This window comes from Streptomyces sp. NPDC043870 (genome assembly GCF_056435785.1).
In genome coordinates this window covers 98,842-117,903 of the sequence record NZ_JBWKDT010000024.1, presented here as the reverse complement: position 1 = coordinate 117,903, position 19,062 = coordinate 98,842, and the positions used below count along the sequence as shown (strand labels likewise).

Genomic DNA, 19,062 nt, shown 5'->3' with positions numbered 1-19,062 from the left:
TCCGGTCGGCCCGGGTGTCCGTCCCCGAAACGCCGGACGTGCTCGGAGCGAGCCCCGCCGGCAGGGACGGGGCGAGGCGGGGCGGGGAGAGGTCAGGCCTTTGGGCTCAGCCTCGCGGGGCACGTCAGGCCCTTGAGCTCAGCCTCGCGGGGAAGCCGCCCTTCGCCACCGGCCCCCACCGCACCGGAGTGATCCGGATGATCGACTTACCCTGCTTGATCATCGCCTCGCGGTACTCGTCCCAGTCCGGGTGCTCGCCCCCGACGTTGCGGAAGTACTCCACGAGGGGTTCCACCGAGTCCGGCGCGTCGATCACCTCCGCCGTGCCGTCGATCTGGACCCACGGTCCGTCCCAGTCGTCGCTCAGCACGATGACGCTCACCCGCTCGTCCCGCTTCGCGTTCCGGGTCTTCGCGCGCTCGGGGTAGGTCGAGATGACGATGCGGCCCGAGTCGTCGACGCCGCAGGTCAGCGGGGAGCCCTGGGGGGAGTCGTCGGTGCGGCGGGTGAGGAGGATCGCGCGGTGGCGAGGCCGTACGAACTCCAGCAACTGGTCCAGGTCCACCGGGGTGGTGCTCGCGATGTTGGGTGCCATGCCCGCACCCTAGGGCAGGGCCGCGCCCTGGACCGCCTGACACCCCTGGACCGCCTGCACGTCGAGTTCCACCTTCAGTGTCGTCCCGATCGCCGAGATGCCCGCCTGCACGACCTGGTCGTAGTTCATCGCGAAGTCGTCCCGGCGCAGTTCGGCCGTGGCGTGGAAGGCCGCTCGTACGCCGCCCCAGGGGTCGGGGCCCGTGCCGAGGTACGACAGCGACAGCTCCACCTCGCGCTCGACCCCGTGCAGGGACAGCAGGCCGTGCACCGTCCAGCGGTCCGGTCCGGCCGGCGTCAGGCCGTGGCTGCGATAGGTGATCTGCGGGAAGCGCTCCACGTCGAGGAAGTCCGGCGACTTGAGGTGCTTGTCCCGCAGGCCGTTGCCGGTGTCGATGGACGCCGCGCCGATCACGGCGTCCACCCGGGAGCGCGCCACGTCCTCCGCGATCTCGATCCGGCCACCGAACTCGGTGAACCGGCCGTGCACGCTGGAGATCCCCAGGTGCTGGGCGACCGCGCCGACCGACGAGTGCGCGGGATCCACCGACCAGACGCCGGGCGGCGGCAGTTCGGCCCCGCCCTGCCGGGCCAGCACGACCGTGCCGACCTCCGCCCGTCCGCTCGCCGTGACCAGTGCGGTGGAGGCGGACGGGGCGTAGCCGACCGCCGTGACGATCACCGTGCAGGGACCGGCTGGCAAGGGGACGTCGGTCCTCACCGCGCCGTCCGTGTCCGCCTCGGCCCGCAGCACCTGCGCGCCGGTCGTGTCCGTCACCGTCACCACCGCGTGCTGGACCGCCCAGCCGTCCCGGGTCCGTACCTGTGCGTGCAGTCCCATCCCGTTTCGTCTCCTTGCCGATAAGTCGCCGGGGCGGCAGGCCGTCCCCTGCCTGCCGCCCCGGCCCCGGGTCGCGCCTCCGCTCGAACGCCGCCCGGGGGTTGAATCACTCGCCTGTCACTCGCCTGCGTGGGCGAGTTCGATGTCGTGGCCGTCGATTCCCTGTCCGGCCACCGTGAGCGCGCCCGCCACCGGTGGGTAGCCGGTCGCGATGACCGTGTACTCGCCCGCGTCCAGGTCGGCGAAGGCGTATGCGCCGTCCTCGCCGGTCGTCGCGTTGGCCACGACGTTCCCCGCGGCGTCGATCAGCGTCACCCGGGCGTCGGCCAGCGGCCGCCGGCCGGCGCCGGCCCGTACCGTGCCCTGGAGCAGCGCCCCGGCCCGCAGGGCCGCCTCGACACGGGTCACGCCCTGGCCGCCGATCTCCACGGGGAGCGCCAGCGGGCGGAACCCGGTGGCGTTCACCGCGACGGTCACCGGGCCCGGCACCAGCTCGTCGAAGGCGAAGCCGCCGTCCGCACCGGACTTCCCGGTGGCCAGCACCTCGCCGCGCACATCGGTGACGATCACCATCGCGCCGTCGACCGGGGCGCCGCCGTCGGCCGCGACCACCGCACCCGCCAGCCCGCTCGTGCCGGCGAGGAGGATGTCGTACGCCATCGGCTCGTCACCGACGACGACCGTGGACGCCTGCGGCTGGAAACCGTCGGCGGAGGCGATCAGGACGTACGAACCGGCGCCCGGGGCGTCCAGCGCGTACGAGCCGTCCGCCTGCGCCACGGAGCGGCCCAGCTGCCGCCCGGCGAGCGAGATCAGGGTGACGGCGGCCCGTCCGACGGGCGCGCCCTCGGACCCGCGGACCACACCGCGTACGGCGGTGCCGGTGGCGGCGGTCACCGCGGCGGGCTCGGTTCCGGCGGTGTGAGCCTGGGCAGCCTCGGTCTCCTCGGCCGCGGTCCCGGACTCGGCGGCCGCGTCCGGAGCCGGCGCCGCGGCGCTCTTCAGCGCCACCTCCTTGATGAACAGCGTGACCAGGAACGCCAGCAGCGCGAACGGCGCCGAGTACAGGAACACATCGGCGACGCCGTGCCCGTACGCGCTCTCGATGACCGTACGGATCGGGGCGGGCAGGGTGTCCAGGTCGGGGATGCCCCCGCCGGCCGTACCGCCGTGGCCCATCGCCGCGGCCTTCGGACCGAGTTCGGCGAGCCCGTCCTCGACGTAGTGGGTGACCCGGTTGGCGAGCACCGCGCCCAGCGCCGAGACGCCGATCGCGCCGCCCAGCGACCGGAAGAAGGTCACGACGGACGAGGCCGAGCCGAGGTCCTGCGGGGCGACCTGGTTCTGGGTGGCCAGCACCAGGTTCTGCATCATCATGCCGAGGCCCAGACCCATGACGGCCATGAAGACCGCGATGCGCCAGTACTCGGTGTCGTAGCGGATCATGCCCAGCAGTCCGAGGCCACCGGTCACCAGCACACCGCCGCTGACCAGCCACGCCTTCCACTTTCCGGTCTTGGTGATGATCATGCCGCTGACCGTCGAGGAGACGAACAGACCGGCGATCATCGGGATGGTCATGACGCCGGACATCGTCGGCGACTCGCCCCGCGCCAGCTGGAAGTACTGGCTGAAGAAGACCGTGCCGGCGAACATCGCGACACCGACGAAGAGCGAGGCGAGCGAGGCCAGGGTGATGGTGCGGTTGCGGAACAGCCGCAGCGGGATGATCGGTTCGCTCGCCTTCGACTCGACGAGCAGGAAGACCGCGCCGAGGAGGACCGCGCCGCCGACCATGGCGTAGGTCTGCCAGGACAGCCAGTCGTACTTGTCACCCGCGAAGGTCACCCAGATGAGCAGCAGCGAGACCGCGGCGCTGATGAAGAAGGCACCCGCCCAGTCGACCTTGACCTGGCGCTTCACGACCGGGAGCTTCAGGGTCTTCTGGAGCACGATGAGCGCGATGAGCGCGAAGGGCACGCCGACGTAGAAGCACCAGCGCCAGCCCAGCCAGTCGGTGTCGGTGATGACACCGCCGAGCAGCGGACCGCCGACCGTTGCCACGGCGAACGTCGCACCGAGGTAGCCGCTGTAGCGGCCGCGCTCCCGCGGCGCGATCATCGCGGCCATGATGACCTGGGCGAGGGCGGTGAGACCGCCGACGCCGATGCCCTGGACGACGCGGCAGGCGATGAGCATGCCGGTGTTCTGCGCGAGGCCGGCCACGACCGAGCCCGCGACATAGATGATCAGGGCTATCTGGACCAGCAGCTTCTTGCTGAAGAGGTCGGCGAGCTTGCCCCACAGCGGGGTGGTCGCGGTCATCGACAGCAGGGCGGCCGTGACCACCCACGTGTAGGCGGACTGGCCGCCGCCGAGATCGGTGATGATCTCCGGCAGGGCGTTGGAGACGATCGTCGAGGACAGGATGGCGACGAACATGCCGAGCAGCAGCCCGGACAGCGCCTCCATGATCTGCCGGTGGGTCATCGGCGCGCCGCCGTCGGAGGCAGTGGCTCCCCCATGCTTGGCGTGGCCGCCCCGCACACCGGTCGGTGTGGTCGTAGCCATGAACTTCCTTGTCTGTTACGGGTGCGTACGGGCGGTCAGGCGGTCCGGCAGTCTCCGACGGAGTCGCGGAGGCGGGCCAGCAGCGCGTTCAGCTGTCCGACGTCTTCGTCGGACCAGTCCTTGAGGTAGTGGGCGAACAGATCGGTGGTGCGCCGGCCGAGGTCGTCGAGTTGCTCCTCGCCCGCGGGGGTGAGCCGCAGGATGCGCGAGCGCCGGTCGTCCGGGTCGGGTGACCGATCGATCCAGCCGCGCTCGGCGACGTGCGCCACGTGCCGGCTGGTGACGGACATGTCGACGGCGAGCAGCTCGGCGAGCCTGCTCATCCGCATTTCTCCGTACCGGTCCAGGAGCGCCAGCACAGCGGCGGACCCGGACGGGCACTCGGCGGGGAGCAGGCGCGCGACGCCCCGTTTGACGGCGCCCATCGCGCTGATCTGCCGGGCCAGCTCCTCGTACTGACTCCGCTCTGCCACGGGCACCCCCATCTTGTTGCTTAGGGCAACCATAGAAGAGGTTGGTTGCTGCAGGCAAACGAAAATGAGCCACACCGGGTAAAGGAACGCAAAAGGCTTTGCATGTGCGAGGTCATGGTGCGGATGTGTTGGGCGCATCTCGCGATGGCGACGGACCGGGGGTTGGGCGGGTCACCCGGGTTCGCTAGGGTCGGGCCCCATGGCACACAACCCCCACGCCCCCCAGGGTCCCGAGGGCAACTACGACCCGGCGGGCAGCACCCAGATGTTCCGCGCCTTCGTCGACGAGGGTGGTCCGCAGCGCGGCGGTCGCGCCGCGGCACAGGCCGCGCCGGCCGGTCCGCGGGTCGGGCTGATCGTCGGCGTCGTCGCCGTGATCGCGATCCTCGGCGCGGTCGCCTGGCTCGCGCTCGGCTAGGCCCTGTCCGGTCCGCCGGCACCGGCCGGCCGTCGCCGGTCCCGCCGGTACTGGCTAGGACTGGTACGAGGCGTGCACGTCCTGGGTGTCGATGTGCATGCCCAGGGGGACGCGCCAGGACTCCACGCACACCCTGTACGTCGTCGTCCGTGTCACCCCGGCGGCGATCGGTGCGGGCAGGGGCTGAGCGGACTCGATCGTCGCCCAGTCGATGCCGAGCGCGCCGATGATGTGCGTGGCGAAGGTGACGGTGCCCGACCGCACGGGCATGCCACCGGTGTTGCGGAAGTCCACGGTGACGTTCTCGCACCACCGCTCGTCCGCGGGTGCCCGGCGCGGCTCTCCGACCACCAGCACGGCGGGGCCGGGCGGCGGTGACGGGGGCGGCGGCGGGGTGGTGCCGGGTGATGTCGGTGGGGTGCCGCTGCCGGTGCCGGGCTGCGGCCCTGGGGTCGATGTCCCGGGTGTCCCGGGAGCCACTGGGGTCGACGGTGTGTTCGGCGCGCTCGTGCCCCGACCCGTATGCGTATCCGCGCCGGCCTCCGGCTCTGTGCCCGTAGGGCTGCCCGGTCGTCCGGCCGCCCGCGAAGGCGCCGCACTGTCGAGCGGCACGAACTCGACCTTCCCGGAGGGCGGCACGACTCCCGCCGGCCCCTTCTCGGCCCCGGCGCCCGCGGCCCCGACGGCCACATACCCGTTGCCCTGCTCCCCGCCCGCGCATGCGGCGAGCGCCCCGCCGAGGCACAGCGCACCCGCGAGCAGTCCGAACCCGATCCGCTTGCGTCCCATCGCGTCAGTTTGTCTGACGCCTCGTCAATTAGGAACCCGTCAGCAGCCGAAGACACCCCTGGCACTGCGCGTTGCGTCGCAGCCGGTGACCGGGGCCGGGTACGCGTGGGGGCGCGGCCCCGAGGCCGGGCCGGTGGGCGGCCGTTCTTCATAAGTCCGGGGAGTGCGGCGCGCGGCTATCGCGTGCGGGGCGCGGGGCAGTGCCCCGCCGCGCCGTCCGGTGGGAGTGTGGGGGCGTCGGCCCCCACACATTCACCTCAGTCCGCGATGAGGCCCTCGCGCAGTTGCGCCAGCGTCCGCGTCAGCAGGCGCGACACGTGCATCTGGGAGATGCCGACCTCCTCGCCGATCTGTGACTGCGTCATGTTCGCGAAGAAGCGCAGCATGATGATCTGGCGTTCGCGCGGCGGGAGTTTGGCCAGCAGCGGCTTCAGGGACTCGCGGTACTCGACGCCCTCCAGGGCGCTGTCCTCGTAGCCGAGACGGTCCGCGAGGGATCCCTCGCCGCCGTCGTCCTCCGGGGAGGGCGAGTCCAGCGAGGACGCGGTGTACGCGTTGCCGACGGCGAGGCCGTCGACCACGTCCTCCTCCGACACGCCCAGCACCGCCGCGAGTTCGGGAACCGTCGGCGAGCGGTCGAGCTTCTGGGCGAGCTCGTCGCTCGCCTTCGTCAGCGCGAGCCGCAGCTCCTGCAGCCGGCGCGGCACCCGCACCGACCAGCTCGTGTCACGGAAGAAGCGCTTGATCTCGCCGACGACGGTCGGCATCGCGAACGTCGGGAACTCCACGCCCCGTTCGCAGTCGAACCGGTCGATCGCCTTGATCAGGCCGATCGTGCCGACCTGGACGATGTCCTCCATCGGCTCGTTGCGGCTGCGGAAGCGGGCCGCCGCGTACCGCACCAGCGGCAGGTTGAGCTCGATGAGCGTGTCGCGTACGTACGTACGCTCCGGGCTGTCCTGGTCCAGAGCGGCCAGCCGCAGGAAGAGCGAGCGCGAGAGCGTGCGGGTGTCGATGGCTCCCGGCGCTTCGACGGCCACCGGGGCCTCCATGGCTACCGGGGTGTCCATGGGCTCGGGCGCCGGAAGCGCTTCGGGCGAGGGAGCGCTCTGCGTGAGCGTGAGCACCTTCGAGCTGCCCTGTTCTGCGGACATGCCACCCCCTGGAGGTCGCGGACGGTCGCGTCGGCCACGACCATCGGAGGAACGCAGCCTCCACCTGAATACCGGAGGCGGGGCCGCGGCAAACGCGGTTCCCGCAGAATGTCACATGTCGGCAACACGCTGTAGTGACAAGTCGACAACGCGGCGTCAGATCGACGCAGGAAAATGGGGGTCTGCGGCTTTTGCGCGCCTCGAAATGGGCTGAAAGGGGTCTACCCGTTTCGGTTACGCCTCGATCCTGTTTGCGGATCTCAATCGCGCGAAGCTACGGGCGAGGAGCCTTGACACATGCATCTGTGAGACTCCCAGCTCCGCGCTGATCTGTGACTGCGTCAGATTGCTGTAGTAGCGCAGCAGAAGGATCCGCTGCTCGCGTTCGGGCAGTTGTACGAGGAGATGGCGTACGAGATCGCGGTGTTCGACTCCGGCGAGCGCCGGGTCCTCGTAGCCGAGCCGGTCGAGCAGGCCCGGCAGCCCGTCGCCCTCCTGTGCCGCCTCCAGCGAGGTCGCGTGGTACGACCGCCCCGCCTCGATGCAGGCGAGCACCTCCTCCTCGGAGATCTTGAGCCGCTCGGCGATCTCGGCGGTCGTCGGGGTCCGCCCGTGAGTCGTCGTCAGGTCCTCGGTCGCACCATTGACCTGGACCCACAGCTCATGCAGCCGGCGCGGCACGTGCACGGTCCGTACATTGTCCCGGAAGTACCGCTTGATCTCGCCGACCACCGTCGGCATGGCGAACGTCGGGAACTGCACCCCGCGCTCCGGGTCGAACCGGTCGATCGCGTTGATCAGGCCGATCGTGCCGACCTGGACCACGTCCTCCATCGGCTCGTTGCGGCTGCGGAAGCGGGCCGCCGCGTACCGCACCAGCGGCAGATTGGCCTCGATGAGTGCGGCCCGCACCCGTGTGTGCTCGGCACTGCCCGGCTCCAGGTCCTTGAGCTCGGCGAACAGCACCTGGGTCAGCGCCCTGGTGTCCGCGCCCCGGCTCTGGGGCTTGGCCCGGCCTTCGCTCTCGTTCTGGGGCGGCACTTGAGGCGCAGTACTGGCCGGCACGGTCTCGCCACCCCTTCGCGGTCGAACAGCGGTCGAACGGCGGTCAATGAACAGCGGTCAAAGACGGTCAACTCATCCATCAAAAGCGGTCATAGCATCACAAGACATGTCCACTGTGTGCAAGCACCGGATAACGCCGTGTTGAGGGCAAGTTGGGGCACAAGTAACAAAAGGCTCCTCACCTTTGCGGTGAGGAGCCTGGAGGCCGTGGAGCCGGGGAGCTCAGAACTCGTAGTCGGCGATCACCCATGTGGCGAACTCGCGCCACTGTCCGGCGGCCGCCTGGTGGGCCGGGTGCTCGATGTACCGCGTGAGGGCGTCCTTGTCCGTGACGGCCGAGTTGATCGCGAAGTCGTACGCGACCGGCCGGTCCGTGATGTTCCAGGCGCACTCCCAGAACTCCAGCTCCGGGATCTGCCCACCGAGCTCCTCGAAGGCCTTCGCACCGGCGACGACACGGGGCTCGTCGCGCTCGACACCCTCGTTGAGCTTGAAGAGGACCAGATGGCGGATCACGGGGGCACTCCTAGTTGATGAGCTCGGTCATGAACTCGCCGACACCCTGCGCGGCGCTCGATATGCCCTCGAACCCTACCTGGACGAGGTCCGCCGCCCTGGCCGGGGAGGTGATGATCGTGTACAGCACGAAGACGACGACCACGTACAGAGCAATCTTCTTCGTTTGCACCATCGGTCCTGCCTCCCCTGCGGCCCTGTGAGTCGCGTGAGTCTAACTGAGCCTTTCAACGGTGAAGGGCCCGGCGATCAGGGCCCTTCGCGCGGCCGTACATGCCTGCCCCACCACATGCCGAAGGGCCCCGGTGCTCAGCACCGGGGCCCTTCCAGAAGCGGTAGCGGAGGGATTTGAACCCTCGGTGACTTGCGCCACACTCGCTTTCGAGGCGAGCTCCTTCGGCCGCTCGGACACGCTACCGGGAGAGAGCTTAGCCCAAGGTGGGCCGTGCTCTGAAATCGGTATCGATCAGCGGTCCGGGAAGCCCTGCCCGGCGCCCTCCCGGGGGCCGTCCCCGGGGCCGTCCCGGGACTCCCGGAAGAACGCCGTCAGCTGCTCCGCACACTCCTCTTCCAGCACCCCGTGGATCACTTCCGGGCGATGGTTGAGCCGCCGGTCCCGTACGACGTCCCACAGCGAGCCGGCCGCGCCCGCCTTCTCGTCCCGTGCGCCGTAGACCACCCGGTCCACCCGGGACAGCACCAGCGCGCCCGCGCACATCGTGCACGGCTCCAGGGTCACGACGAGCGTGCAGCCGGTCAGCCGCCATGTCCCGCGCTTCGTCGCGGCCCTGCGGAGCGCGAGCACCTCCGCGTGTCCGGTCGGGTCGCCGGTCAGCTCGCGTTCGTTGTGGCCGGTGGCCAGGACCGTGCCGTCCTCGGCCAGCACGACGGCGCCGACCGGGACGTCCCCGGTCAGCGGCGCACGTGCGGCCTCGTCGAGCGCGAGCCGCATGGGCGCCTCCCAGGGCGCCCGTACCGGGTCCGTCACTAGCGGACGGCCTCCAGGATCTCGGAGGCACCGAGCGTGTCGGCGATCTCGGTCAGCGCGTCCGTGCTGAGTGAGCACAGCTGCTTCGCGGACATGCCGAGGTCCGCGAGGAGGTCGGTTTCCCCGAGCGGCCCGGAAGGGACCGCGTCGGACTCCTCCGCCGTGTCCTCCTCGGCCTCCGGCTCGCCGTCCTCCGTGCCGTCGAGGTCGAGCGAGTCCAGCTCGTCGTCCTCATCCCCGTCCTTGCCGAGCAGCTCGTCCGTGAGCATGGCTCCGTACGAGGAGCGGGCTGCCGAGGCGGCGTCCGAGACGAAGACCCGGGGGTCGTCCTCGCCGTCCACCCGGACGACGCCGAACCATGTGTCCTCCTGCTCGATGAAGGCGAGCACCGTGTCCTCGTTCACCGAGGCCTCGCGGGCCAAGTCGGTCAGATCCGACAGGGTCTCCACATCGTCGAGCTCTGTGTCGCTCGCTTCCCACCCGTCTTCGGTGCGCGCGAGCAGTGCGGCGAAGTACACCGTGACTCTCCCACTGATCAGAGTTGTGACGACCGGCGGTGCGCTGCTCGTGCCCCGCCCACTCGGAATCGTGGCAGAAACAACGGCTTCGCGAGAGGTCTTCCGACGTTGCGTCGTGTCCGCGTTCAGTGAGAGGGCTCACCGAAAGCGCTGCGCGGGCACCCTGAGGCTCACCAGCGGAAGGTGCGCATACGCATCGCCTGGCGCATCCGGGCCGCGCGGGCGCGCCGAGGCTGGACGCGGTCGCGCAGCGCCTTGGCCTCGTGGAGTTCGCGGAGGAACTGGGCGCGCCGCCGCCTTCGCTCGGCGTCGCTCTCCTGCTCCGTTTCCTGCTCCGTTACCTGCTCTGTTTCCTGCTTCGGCCGCTGTTCCTGCTGCTGCTCGTGGTTCTGCTGTTCCCGGTCCCGCAACGGCCACACCACCTCAGCGCTGGAAGGGTATGTCCCACCTTCCCTCCGGACCCCGTCCCCACGCCAGCCCCGGCTACTGTTGAGTCCATGCGGATCCACGTCGTCGACCACCCCTTGGTGGCGCACAAGCTCACCACCCTGCGCGATCAGCGCACCGATTCCCCCACCTTCCGGCGGCTGGCCGACGAGCTGGTGACCCTGCTCGCGTACGAGGCCACGCGCGATGTGCGCACCGAGCAGATCGACATCCACACCCCGGTGTCGCGGACCACGGGCGTCAAGCTCTCCCGGCCCCGGCCGCTGGTGGTGCCGATCCTGCGGGCCGGTCTCGGCATGCTCGACGGCATGGTGCGGCTGCTGCCGACCGCCGAGGTGGGCTTCCTCGGGATGATCCGCAACGAGGAGACGCTGGAGGCGTCCACGTACGCGACGCGCATGCCGGAGGACCTCTCCGGCCGCCAGGTGTACGTGCTCGACCCGATGCTGGCCACCGGCGGCACGCTCGTCGCGGCGATCCAGGAGCTGATCAAGCGCGGCGCCGACGATGTGACCGCGGTCGTGCTGCTGGCGGCGCCCGAGGGCGTCGAGGTGATGGAGCGCGAGCTGGCGGGCACGCCGGTCACGGTCGTCACGGCATCGGTCGACGAGCGGCTCAACGAGCACGGCTACATCGTCCCGGGCCTGGGTGACGCGGGCGACCGGATGTACGGCGCGGCGGAATAGCCCCCGGCGGAACAGCCCCTGTGGAGTAGCCCCGGCGGAGTAGCCGGACACCCCCTCAGGGGTTGCCCGGCTCGCACACCGGCGCGGCCGGCTTGGACAGGGCGGCCATCGCCTGGTCCGCGACGGGCTTGGTGTTCAGCGTCTTGAAGGCGGTGCCCAGGATCAGGTCGACGTCCGTGGTCGCGCGGGCGTCGGCCTTGAGCTCGGCGCGCGGCAGCTGCGTGCCGAGCACGCGGAACGATCCCGCGTACGCGGCCGGCGGGCCCAGCAGCAGCGCGGTGCCCGGGACCTTCTTGTCGTACGCCGCCGGGGCATTGCCCACCTTGCCGATGGCGAAGCCGCGTTTGCGCAGCTCGTCGGCGGTGGCCTTGGCGAGTCCGCCGCGCGGGGTGGCGTTGTAGACGTTCACCGTGATCTGGCCGGGCTTCGGCGGCGCGGGGGCGGCGGAGGCGCGGGCCGCGGGCTTGCAGGCCGCGGCGCGGCTCTTGGCCGTGGTCTTCTGGCCGCTGTCCGTGAAGACGTCGATGAGCTGCAGCGTTCCCCAGCCGGCGAGGCCGATGAGGGCCACGGCGGCGGTTGCTGCGAGCACGATCCTGCGGCGGCGACGAGGGCGGCGCATGCGTGGATAGGCGTTGCCCGTAATGCGGTATTTTCCGCCCATGCCTGGGGGAGTGAGCATGCTCATGGGCGCAGCGTAATGCGGTCCCGTGACCATGCCTACTAAACGATCACCCGACTGCGGCCGTATGGATCGGAAACTGGGCCGTACGGGTCGTACAACTGCCCGGACAGGGGGCCGAACGGGGCCGACCGGGTGCAGGCCCGGCGGTCGGTCCGGCGGTCGGTCCGGATTCGGTTGCGCTTCGGTTCAGCCGTTCGGCTGTCAGTCCATCTCCAGCACGCGGGCGTGCAGCACCTGCCGCTGCTGGAGTGCCGCGCGCACGGCGCGGTGCAGCCCGTCCTCGAGATACAGATCGCCACGCCACTTCACGACGTGCGCGAAGAGATCGCCGTAGAAGGTGGAGTCCTCGGCGAGCAGGGTCTCGAGATCCAGCTGGCCCTTGGTGGTCACGAGCTGATCGAGGCGGACCGGGCGCGGCGCTACATCCGCCCACTGCCGGGTGCTTTCCCGGCCGTGGTCGGGATACGGCCGCCCGTTGCCGATGCGCTTGAAGATCACACGGAAAGCCTACCTGGCAAGAGGCTCTCGGCGCAGCCACGCGGCGCGGGTGCGATGCCGATCAAAACCCCGCAAAAGCCTCGCAAACCCGGAAGTAGGGGCTGTGTCATGACCGATCCCGAGCCGTCGTCGCCCGCCACCCGGCCCGACGCGGGGACGCTTCTTGACGAGGCGAGGAAGGAGGCGGGGAAGGAGGCGGGGAAAGTCGCCGCCGGCTACGCCATCCCGGGGCCGGCCCTCGGCCTGGGTGCGGCGCCCCGGGACGGGCAGTGCCATCCGCGGGCGGGTATCGGGATCCCGTTGGGCATGCCCGACCGCCACGGACGGGCTTGAAGCGTGTGCCCGCGTACCGGTCCGAGGGTTCTGCCCCCGGACCCCCGCGCCTCGATCGCCGGCGGTGCTCCGAAGGAGCTCGTCCGGCGATCGAGGGCGGACACACGGGCCGAGTGGACGGTACCCGGCATGTTTCGAAGAGCCCGGTACCGTCCGGGGTCCGGGGCGGAGCCCCGCTACTCCGTTACTCCGTCACCTCGTGGTCGTGGCCGTCGTGCAGGCCGCCGCCGCTGCCCGCGTCGCCGTCCGTCGGGACGGTGACGACCGGCTTGCGCAGCGAGCTCAGGTCCTGGGCGTACGTGCCGACCGCGTTGGCGATGACGTCGATGTTGACGTCGAACGCCGTCATGTTGATGTTCTTGATGTCGTCGCACTTGGCGTGGTAACACGCGTCGTACGCGACCCCGGCCGTGCCGCCGAACTTCTCCGCCTGCGCCGCGGTCTTGATGCCCTCCGCGCCGGTGAAGGTGCCGCCGGACGGGATGCCGACCTCGATGAACGGGCCGTAGTCCGAGCGGCCGGTGAAGTCCGTGCCCTCGTGCGGCTTGCCCTGCTTGTCCATGAACTCGTTGATGTCGCGCTCGAGCTGCGCGGAGCCCGCCGGGCCCGCCGGCGCGCCGACACCGTCCGAGTTGTCGCCGTCGTACACGAACAGGCCGTAGTTCGGCGAGGCGATCATGTCGAAGTTGAGGTAGAGCTTGATCTCCTTCTTGCCCAGCTCGCTGAGGTTCGCGACGTAGTGCTCGGAGCCGAGCAGGCCGTTCTCCTCCGCGCCCCACCAGGCGAAGCGCACCTTGTTGGCGGGCCGCTTGTGGGACTCGGCGAGCTCCAGGGCGACTTCGAGCAGACCGGCGGAGCCGGAGCCGTTGTCGTTGATGCCGGGGCCGGCCACCACGGAGTCCAGGTGGGAGCCGAGCATCACCGTGTTGGCGGCGTTGCCGTGCTTGGTCTCCGCGATGACGTTGCGGGTGGTCCGCTTCTCCTGGAGCTGGCGGATCTCGAAGTTGATGCTCACCGGGCCCTTGGCGAGGTCCGCGGCGAGCTTCTCGCCCTCGGCGAGCGTGATGCCGCCGGTCGGGATCTTGCCGGCCTCCGGACCGCCGAGCGTGCCGGACAGCGCGCCCGTGGTGTTGTTGTAGATCACCGCGCCGATCGCGCCCGCGGCCGCCGCGTTCTCCTGCTTGGCGGCGAACGTGCAGCCGCCGCGCTTGATCAGCGCGACCTTGCCGGTGAAGGTGCCGGCGGCGAAGTCCGTGGGCTCGCAGCCGTTGGTGCCGTCGGCGTCGACCGGCGCGGCGACCAGGTCCGCCTTAACACCGCCGACGGGCGTCGACTTGGTGTAGGTCATCGCGGATATCGCGACATCGCGCGGCGCGGGCGAGACCACCGACAGCTTCTCGGCCTGGGTCTCGGTGTACATGAACTCGAAGTCCTGGTACGAGACGTCGTACCCGGCCTTCTTCAACTGCTGGTAGACGTACGCAGCGGACGCGTCGTGGCCCAGCGTTCCGGCGGCACGGTTGCCGCCGGTGCTGTCGGCTATCTGCTGGAGCTTCTGCAGGTGCTTGAAGGCGTCCTTGGCGGACGACTCGCGGACCAGCTTCTTGGAGAGCTTGGCTGCTTCCTTGGCCGCTTCCTTGGCAGGGTCGTGCCGGTGGGCGGTGGCGGGGGAGGCGGATGCCAGCAGGAGCGGGGTCGCGAGTGCGGCTGCGGCCAGGGTGGCCATGGCTCTGCGATGGGTCGCGGTCACAGAGGTCCTTCCCTGTATGAATGAGGTTGAGGGGAAGTTAGCGATCTCTGAGTGTTCTGTGAACAGTTGTGCCGCAACTCACGTGATGTTTAGCAGCATTGACATCAACTAGTACTTCTTCGGGCGTACTTGTGTGTCATTTGGCCGCCTTCGCCGCGCGCTTCATCTCCTGCTTGTGCGCACGCACCTTGGCCAGCGACTCGGGACCCGTGATGTCCGCCGCCGAACGGTACGAACCCGCCTCGCCGTACGCCCCCGCCGCCTCCCGCCAGCCCGCGGGCGTGACGCCGAACTGCTTGCCCAGCAGCGCCACGAAGATCTGCGACTTCTGCTTGCCGAAGCCGGGCAGCGCATTGAGCCGGGCGAGCAGCTCCTTGCCCGACGAGACGTCCTTCCACAGCGCGGTCGGATCGCCGTCGTACTCGTCCACCAGGTACTGGCACAGCTGCTGGATCCGCTTGGCCATGGAGCCCGGATAGCGGTGCACCGCGGGCTTCTCGGACAGCAACGCGACGAAGGCCTCCGGGTCCTGGGCCGCGATCTCGTGGGCGTCCAGGTCGTCGCCGCCGAGGCGCTGGGCGATCGTGTAAGGGCCCGAGAAGGCCCACTCCATCGGGACCTGCTGGTCGAGCAGCATGCCGACCAGGGCGGCCAGCGGGCTGCGCCCGAGGAGTTCGTCGGCTTCGGGCTGCTGGGCGAGATGAATCGTGGGGCTCATGCCCCGATGATCCCTCCGGTGCGAACGCCACGCACGTCCCGTCCGGCAGCCGGTCCTCAGCCGGGCTTGCGGGCCTCGATCAGGAAGCGGGTCGTGTGCGCCACGAACGGGCCCTCCGTCCCGATCCGGTCGTGGAGCTCGCGGAGGCGGTCCCGGTACTGCGCCACGGTGAAGCCCGGGACCATCCAGACCACCTTCCGCAGGAAGTAGATCACCGCGCCGATGTCGAAGAACTCGGTGCGCAGCGACTCCGAGCGCAGGTCGATGATTTCCAGCCCCGCGGCCTCGGCGGCCGTCCGGGCGTCCTCCGGATGGCGGGCGCGCCGTACCTCCTCCGGCTGGGGTCCGAGGAAGTACTCGACCAGCTCGAAGACGCTGGCGGGACCGACCTGCTGGGAGAAGTACGTGCCGCCCGGACGGAGTACGCGGGCGATCTCGTCCCACCAGACGGTGACCGGATGCCGGCTGACGACCAGGTCGAAGGCCGCGTCGCCGAACGGGAGCGGCGGCTCGTCCGGGTCCACGACGACGGCGGCCCCCAGCGGGTGGAGCAGCCTGGTGGCCTTCTCGACGTTCGGCGGCCAGGCCTCGGTCGCGACCATCAGGGGCGGCAGCTTCGGGGCTCCGGCGAGGACCTCGCCGCCGCCGGTCTGGATGTCCAGGGCGGCGGAGGCGCGGGCAAGCCGTTCGCTCATCAGCCGCTGGTAGCCCCAGGACGGGCGCTGCTCCGTTGCACGCCCGTCCAGCCAGGAGAAGTCCCAGCCGGCCACGGACACGGACTCGGCCTCGGCCACCAGGTGGTCAAACGTGCGTGTCATGCTCCGATCGTCCCGTCCGGACCAAAGGGCCGCCAGTCCTTTGCGCCCTGGCCGCTCCCACGGGAAGGGCTAATCCCGCGCGGCCGAAGGACCCGTCCAGTCGGCCGCCACATGGCCGAGCCGTACCCGCTGCGGGTGGTCCCCGACCGGCACGGACTCCACCTTCCGGCCGGTCGCGAAGTCGATGGCGGTGACCGAGTCGGCGCCGCTCTCGGAGATGACACAGGACTTGCCGTCCCCGCTCACGGTCGCCCAGTACGGCTTCGAGGCCGTGACGAGCGGCCCTTCCTGGAGCGTCGCCCGGTCGACGACCGTCGCGTAGTCGTCCATCGTCCCGGCGATGCAGATCTTGTCGCCCTTCGGGCTCATCGACATGCCGTGGTGGCGTGAGTCGTTGACCCAGGTCGTGCGGTCCTCGCTGGTGTCCGGGTTCTTCGGGAGGGTCTTCTGGCGGGTGATCCGGTCGGTGGCGACGTCGTACTCGAGGAAGCCGTTGAAGAACGACACCTGGAAGTAGAGCTTCGACTCGTCGGGTGTGAAGGCCACCGGCCGTACCGCGTCGGACAGGTCCTTGCGGCCGAAGGCGTCCAGGCGCTCCCGCATGTCGATGACCTTCACGGTCCGGTAGGTGTGCGCGTCGACGACGGTGATCTTGCGATCCCCCTTCGTCCAGTCGAAGAGAGGGTCGTCGAGGGCGGTGTTGACCTCGCCGATCGCGCTGTTCCAGATGTACTTGCCGTCGGCCGTGAAGACGTTCTCGTGCGGCTTGTCGCCGGTCTTGAACGAGCCGGTCTGGCGGCCGGTGCCGATGTCGAGGACATGCACGGTGTTGGCGGTGGACGCGGATACGGCGACGCGCGTGCCGTCCGGGGAGACGGCCATGTGGTCGGAGCGGAAACCGGACACGGGGAAGCGCCAGTTGACCCGGCCGGTGGCCACGTCGATCGAGACGACGTCGGCGAAGCTCGGCCGGGAGACGACGACGGCCGACCCGTCAGGGGTGGAGTACATGTCGTCCACGAACTGGTCGTGTCCCTCGCCGACGGACATCCGTATCCCGAGGAAGTAGGCGAGTTTTACCGGGTTGAGATAGATCTCCAGCAGCCGCTCGTCCTTGTCCGGGACGACGTTGATCCGCCCGACTTTCGTGAGGGAGCCGGACGATTCGAGGACATCGGCGGTGCCCTCCCAGTTGTTGCCGACGAACAGCACCTCTCGGAGGCCGTCCTTGGGGGTGCTCGCGGGTGCCGGGGCCGCCGAGGCGACGGTGACCGCGAGCGCCGCGGCGATCGCGGCGAGGGCAGGGGAGAGTGCTGTCTTCACGGTGCGCTCCTGGAGGCGTGGGGCAGGAGGGAGACAGGACCTTACTGAGCGGTAAGGTACTGGCGGGTCAGATGAATGACCAGAGTCCGGACCGGACTTCCTCAGGGCCCCATGGCTCGCGGTTCATGGCTCGCGGTTCATGGCTTGCGGTTCATGGCTCTCGGCTCACGGTCTGCGCTCATGGCTCGCGGCTCACGCTGTGCGCTCATGGCTCGCGGCTCACGGGCGCAGCCGGGCCGCCCGCATCTGGAGGTAGCGGGTCTCGGGCACGCTGAGGGGGCCCTGGGCCGCCCGCTGGTAGGCCGCACGCGCGGCCTCTGCGTCCCCGGTCCTCTCCAGGAGATGGGCGCGTACGGCGTCGAGCCGGTGATGACCCGTCAGCCGGTCCTCCAGTTTCGCCACTTCCGCCAGCCCCGCCTCCGGGCCGGACACCATCGCGACCGCCACCGCCCTGCCCAGCTCGGCCATCGGATCGGGGGCGCGGCTCACCAGCACGTCGTAGAGGGCCAGGATCTGCGGCCAGTCGGTGTCCTCCGCCCGTGGCGCCTCGTCGTGCAGGGCCGCGATCGCCGCCTGCAGCTGATACGCGCCGGCCGGGCCCTCGGAGAGCGCCTCCTCCACCAGAGCCGTGCCCTCGGCGATCGCTGCCCGGTTCCACAAGGAGCGTTCCTGCTCGTCGAGGGGAATCAGCTCGCCGTGCGGGCCGGTGCGCGCCGCGCTGCGGGCCTCGGTGAGCAGCATCAGGGCCAGCAGTCCGGTGACCGGACCCTCCCGGGGCAGGAGCCTGCGTACGGACCGGGTCAGCCGGATCGCCTCATGGGCGAGGTCGGCACGGTGCAGGGCGGCCCCCGACGTCGCCGTATGGCCTTCGTTGAAGATCAGGTACAGCACCTGGAGCACGGCGGCCAGGCGCTGGTCGCGGTCCTCGGGACCCGGCTGCCGGAACGGCACGCCCTTGATCCTCGCCTTGGCCCGGCTGATGCGCTGCGCCATCGTCGCCTCGGGCACCAGCATCGCGCGGGCGATCTCGGCCGTCGTCAGACCGCCGACGGCCCGCAGGGTGAGCGCGATCTGCGCGGCGGGCGTCAGCTCGGGGTGGCAGCAGAGGAACAGCAGCGTGAGGGTGTCGTCATCGGACGGGGCCCGGTTCTCACCGGGGGGCGGCGCGGTGAACGCGTCGCGGGGCGTGAGCTGCGCGGCCGTCTCCTCGCGCCGCCGCCGCGCCTCGTCACTGCGCAGCTGGTCGGTCAGCCGGCGCGAGGCGACCCTGATCAGCCAGCCGCGCGGATTGTCCGGCACACCCTCCTTGGGCCACTGCTGCGCGGCGGCGAGCAGCGCCTCCTGCACGGAGTCCTCGGCCGGGTCGAAGCGTCCGTACCTGCGTACCAGCGCGCCGAGGACCTGCGGCGCGTGGCGGCGCAGCAGGTCCTCGACGTCGGTCGTACGCGTCACGGGCACAGATCGCCTCCGCCGTCCTGGATCGGACGGATGACCACCGGGTAGGCGGGCGCGCCCTCGGGGACCGGGCACTGGGTGATACGGGCCGCGATCTCCGTGACCCGGTCGAGGCTCTCGCAGTCCAGCACCCAGTACCCGCAGAGCAGCTCCTTCGTCTCGCCGTAAGGACCGTCCGAGATCACGGGCCGGCCGTCCTTGCCCGCACTGACGAAGCGGGTCTGCGCGGGCTCGACCAGCCCCTGCGCGTCCACCAGCTCCCCCGACTCGGCCAGGTCGTTGTTGACGGCCTCCATGAAGGAGAACATCGCCTGCAGGTCCTTCCCGCTCCAGACCGGGCCGTGCCCGGACGCCTTGCCGCTCATCGCGTCGTAGTCGGCCTGCGAGCCCTGGACCATCACCAGATACTTCATGGTTCGCTCCCT

The 19,062-nt window shown here is 70.3% G+C and carries 23 protein-coding genes and 1 tRNA gene; 3 read left to right on the top strand and 21 right to left on the bottom strand.

What is annotated here, in order from left to right:
* Nucleotides 1-124: 124 nt before the first annotated feature.
* The 4 genes from AC0699_RS26255 to AC0699_RS26240 form a co-directional block, all read right to left on the bottom strand.
* Nucleotides 125-595 carry a PPOX class F420-dependent oxidoreductase gene (locus tag AC0699_RS26255; protein WP_478664651.1) on the bottom strand — a complete coding sequence of 157 codons (471 nt, stop codon included), beginning with the start codon at nt 593-595 and terminating at the stop codon, nt 125-127.
* Nucleotides 596-604: 9 nt separating this feature from the next.
* Nucleotides 605-1,435 (bottom strand): YceI family protein, encoded by an 831-nt coding sequence (locus AC0699_RS26250; protein WP_478664648.1) that lies wholly within the window; start codon nt 1,433-1,435, stop codon nt 605-607.
* A gap of 117 nt (nt 1,436-1,552) precedes the next feature.
* The gene (locus AC0699_RS26245; protein WP_478664700.1) at nt 1,553-3,925 is read right to left on the bottom strand and encodes an MFS transporter; all 2,373 of its coding nucleotides are present in this window, start codon (nt 3,923-3,925) and stop codon (nt 1,553-1,555) included.
* Nucleotides 3,926-4,041: 116 nt separating this feature from the next.
* Complete coding sequence (locus AC0699_RS26240; protein ID WP_478664645.1) at nt 4,042-4,479, bottom strand: MarR family winged helix-turn-helix transcriptional regulator; 438 nt, start codon at nt 4,477-4,479, stop codon at nt 4,042-4,044.
* A 199-nt stretch (nt 4,480-4,678) separates the two neighbouring features.
* Here AC0699_RS26240 and AC0699_RS26235 point away from each other — a divergent pair, with 199 nt between their 5' ends.
* Nucleotides 4,679-4,897: a hypothetical protein gene (locus AC0699_RS26235; RefSeq protein ID WP_478664643.1), complete on the top strand. Its 219-nt coding sequence runs from the start codon at nt 4,679-4,681 to the stop codon at nt 4,895-4,897.
* A gap of 54 nt (nt 4,898-4,951) precedes the next feature.
* On the opposite strand, the gene AC0699_RS26230 is transcribed toward AC0699_RS26235, so the two are convergent.
* The 9 genes from AC0699_RS26230 to AC0699_RS26190 all read right to left on the bottom strand — a co-directional run bounded on the left by AC0699_RS26230 (nt 4,952) and on the right by AC0699_RS26190 (nt 10,337).
* Entirely contained in the window at nt 4,952-5,686 is a 735-nt protein-coding gene (locus tag AC0699_RS26230) for a hypothetical protein (protein ID WP_478664640.1), read from the bottom strand.
* A 257-nt stretch (nt 5,687-5,943) separates the two neighbouring features.
* Nucleotides 5,944-6,840 carry an RNA polymerase sigma factor SigF gene (locus AC0699_RS26225; RefSeq protein WP_478664637.1) on the bottom strand — a complete coding sequence of 299 codons (897 nt, stop codon included), beginning with the start codon at nt 6,838-6,840 and terminating at the stop codon, nt 5,944-5,946.
* 234 nt (nt 6,841-7,074) lie between these two features.
* Nucleotides 7,075-7,905 carry an RNA polymerase sigma factor SigF gene (locus tag AC0699_RS26220; RefSeq protein ID WP_478664635.1) on the bottom strand — a complete coding sequence of 277 codons (831 nt, stop codon included), beginning with the start codon at nt 7,903-7,905 and terminating at the stop codon, nt 7,075-7,077.
* Between the two features lie 222 nt (nt 7,906-8,127).
* Nucleotides 8,128-8,421, bottom strand: a complete 294-nt coding sequence (locus AC0699_RS26215; protein WP_478664632.1) for a Dabb family protein — start codon at nt 8,419-8,421, stop codon at nt 8,128-8,130.
* Nucleotides 8,422-8,431: 10 nt separating this feature from the next.
* Nucleotides 8,432-8,596 (bottom strand): hypothetical protein, encoded by a 165-nt coding sequence (locus AC0699_RS26210; RefSeq protein ID WP_266379977.1) that lies wholly within the window; start codon nt 8,594-8,596, stop codon nt 8,432-8,434.
* Between the two features lie 158 nt (nt 8,597-8,754).
* Nucleotides 8,755-8,839: transfer RNA gene (locus AC0699_RS26205), tRNA-Ser, on the bottom strand.
* A 48-nt stretch (nt 8,840-8,887) separates the two neighbouring features.
* Nucleotides 8,888-9,373: a tRNA adenosine(34) deaminase TadA gene (gene tadA / locus AC0699_RS26200; protein WP_478664698.1), complete on the bottom strand. Its 486-nt coding sequence runs from the start codon at nt 9,371-9,373 to the stop codon at nt 8,888-8,890.
* Between the two features lie 35 nt (nt 9,374-9,408).
* Nucleotides 9,409-9,927 (bottom strand): tRNA adenosine deaminase-associated protein, encoded by a 519-nt coding sequence (locus tag AC0699_RS26195; RefSeq protein WP_478664629.1) that lies wholly within the window; start codon nt 9,925-9,927, stop codon nt 9,409-9,411.
* A gap of 170 nt (nt 9,928-10,097) precedes the next feature.
* A complete protein-coding gene (locus AC0699_RS26190) occupies nt 10,098-10,337 on the bottom strand; it encodes a hypothetical protein (protein WP_478664626.1) in 240 nt (79 codons plus the stop codon).
* An 87-nt stretch (nt 10,338-10,424) separates the two neighbouring features.
* Between AC0699_RS26190 and upp the strand changes: the two genes are divergently transcribed.
* Complete coding sequence (gene upp / locus AC0699_RS26185; RefSeq protein ID WP_478664623.1) at nt 10,425-11,060, top strand: uracil phosphoribosyltransferase; 636 nt, start codon at nt 10,425-10,427, stop codon at nt 11,058-11,060.
* A 55-nt stretch (nt 11,061-11,115) separates the two neighbouring features.
* Here the strand turns inward: upp and AC0699_RS26180 are convergent, their stop codons facing one another.
* Nucleotides 11,116-11,745 carry a LytR C-terminal domain-containing protein gene (locus AC0699_RS26180; protein WP_478664619.1) on the bottom strand — a complete coding sequence of 210 codons (630 nt, stop codon included), beginning with the start codon at nt 11,743-11,745 and terminating at the stop codon, nt 11,116-11,118.
* Between the two features lie 198 nt (nt 11,746-11,943).
* Nucleotides 11,944-12,240: a type II toxin-antitoxin system VapB family antitoxin gene (locus tag AC0699_RS26175; protein ID WP_009067182.1), complete on the bottom strand. Its 297-nt coding sequence runs from the start codon at nt 12,238-12,240 to the stop codon at nt 11,944-11,946.
* 108 nt (nt 12,241-12,348) lie between these two features.
* On the opposite strand from AC0699_RS26175, the gene AC0699_RS26170 reads away from it, so the two are divergent.
* Complete coding sequence (locus AC0699_RS26170) at nt 12,349-12,573, top strand: hypothetical protein (RefSeq protein WP_478664614.1); 225 nt, start codon at nt 12,349-12,351, stop codon at nt 12,571-12,573.
* A gap of 184 nt (nt 12,574-12,757) precedes the next feature.
* Here the strand turns inward: AC0699_RS26170 and AC0699_RS26165 are convergent, their stop codons facing one another.
* The 6 genes from AC0699_RS26165 to AC0699_RS26140 all read right to left on the bottom strand — a co-directional run bounded on the left by AC0699_RS26165 (nt 12,758) and on the right by AC0699_RS26140 (nt 19,050).
* A complete protein-coding gene (locus tag AC0699_RS26165) occupies nt 12,758-14,299 on the bottom strand; it encodes a M28 family metallopeptidase (RefSeq protein WP_478664695.1) in 1,542 nt (513 codons plus the stop codon).
* 160 nt (nt 14,300-14,459) lie between these two features.
* Nucleotides 14,460-15,041, bottom strand: a complete 582-nt coding sequence (locus AC0699_RS26160; RefSeq protein WP_478664612.1) for an HhH-GPD-type base excision DNA repair protein — start codon at nt 15,039-15,041, stop codon at nt 14,460-14,462.
* A gap of 56 nt (nt 15,042-15,097) precedes the next feature.
* Nucleotides 15,098-15,859: a class I SAM-dependent methyltransferase gene (locus AC0699_RS26155; RefSeq protein ID WP_478664609.1), complete on the bottom strand. Its 762-nt coding sequence runs from the start codon at nt 15,857-15,859 to the stop codon at nt 15,098-15,100.
* A 69-nt stretch (nt 15,860-15,928) separates the two neighbouring features.
* Complete coding sequence (locus AC0699_RS26150; RefSeq protein WP_478664606.1) at nt 15,929-17,182, bottom strand: YncE family protein; 1,254 nt, start codon at nt 17,180-17,182, stop codon at nt 15,929-15,931.
* 219 nt (nt 17,183-17,401) lie between these two features.
* On the bottom strand, nt 17,402-18,634 hold the full coding sequence (locus AC0699_RS26145) for an RNA polymerase sigma factor (RefSeq protein ID WP_478664604.1): 1,233 nt from the start codon (nt 18,632-18,634) through the stop codon (nt 17,402-17,404).
* On the bottom strand, nt 18,631-19,050 hold the full coding sequence (locus AC0699_RS26140) for a YciI family protein (protein WP_478664601.1): 420 nt from the start codon (nt 19,048-19,050) through the stop codon (nt 18,631-18,633). The genes AC0699_RS26145 and AC0699_RS26140 overlap by 4 nt, the downstream gene beginning before the upstream one ends.
* Nucleotides 19,051-19,062 lie beyond the last annotated feature (12 nt).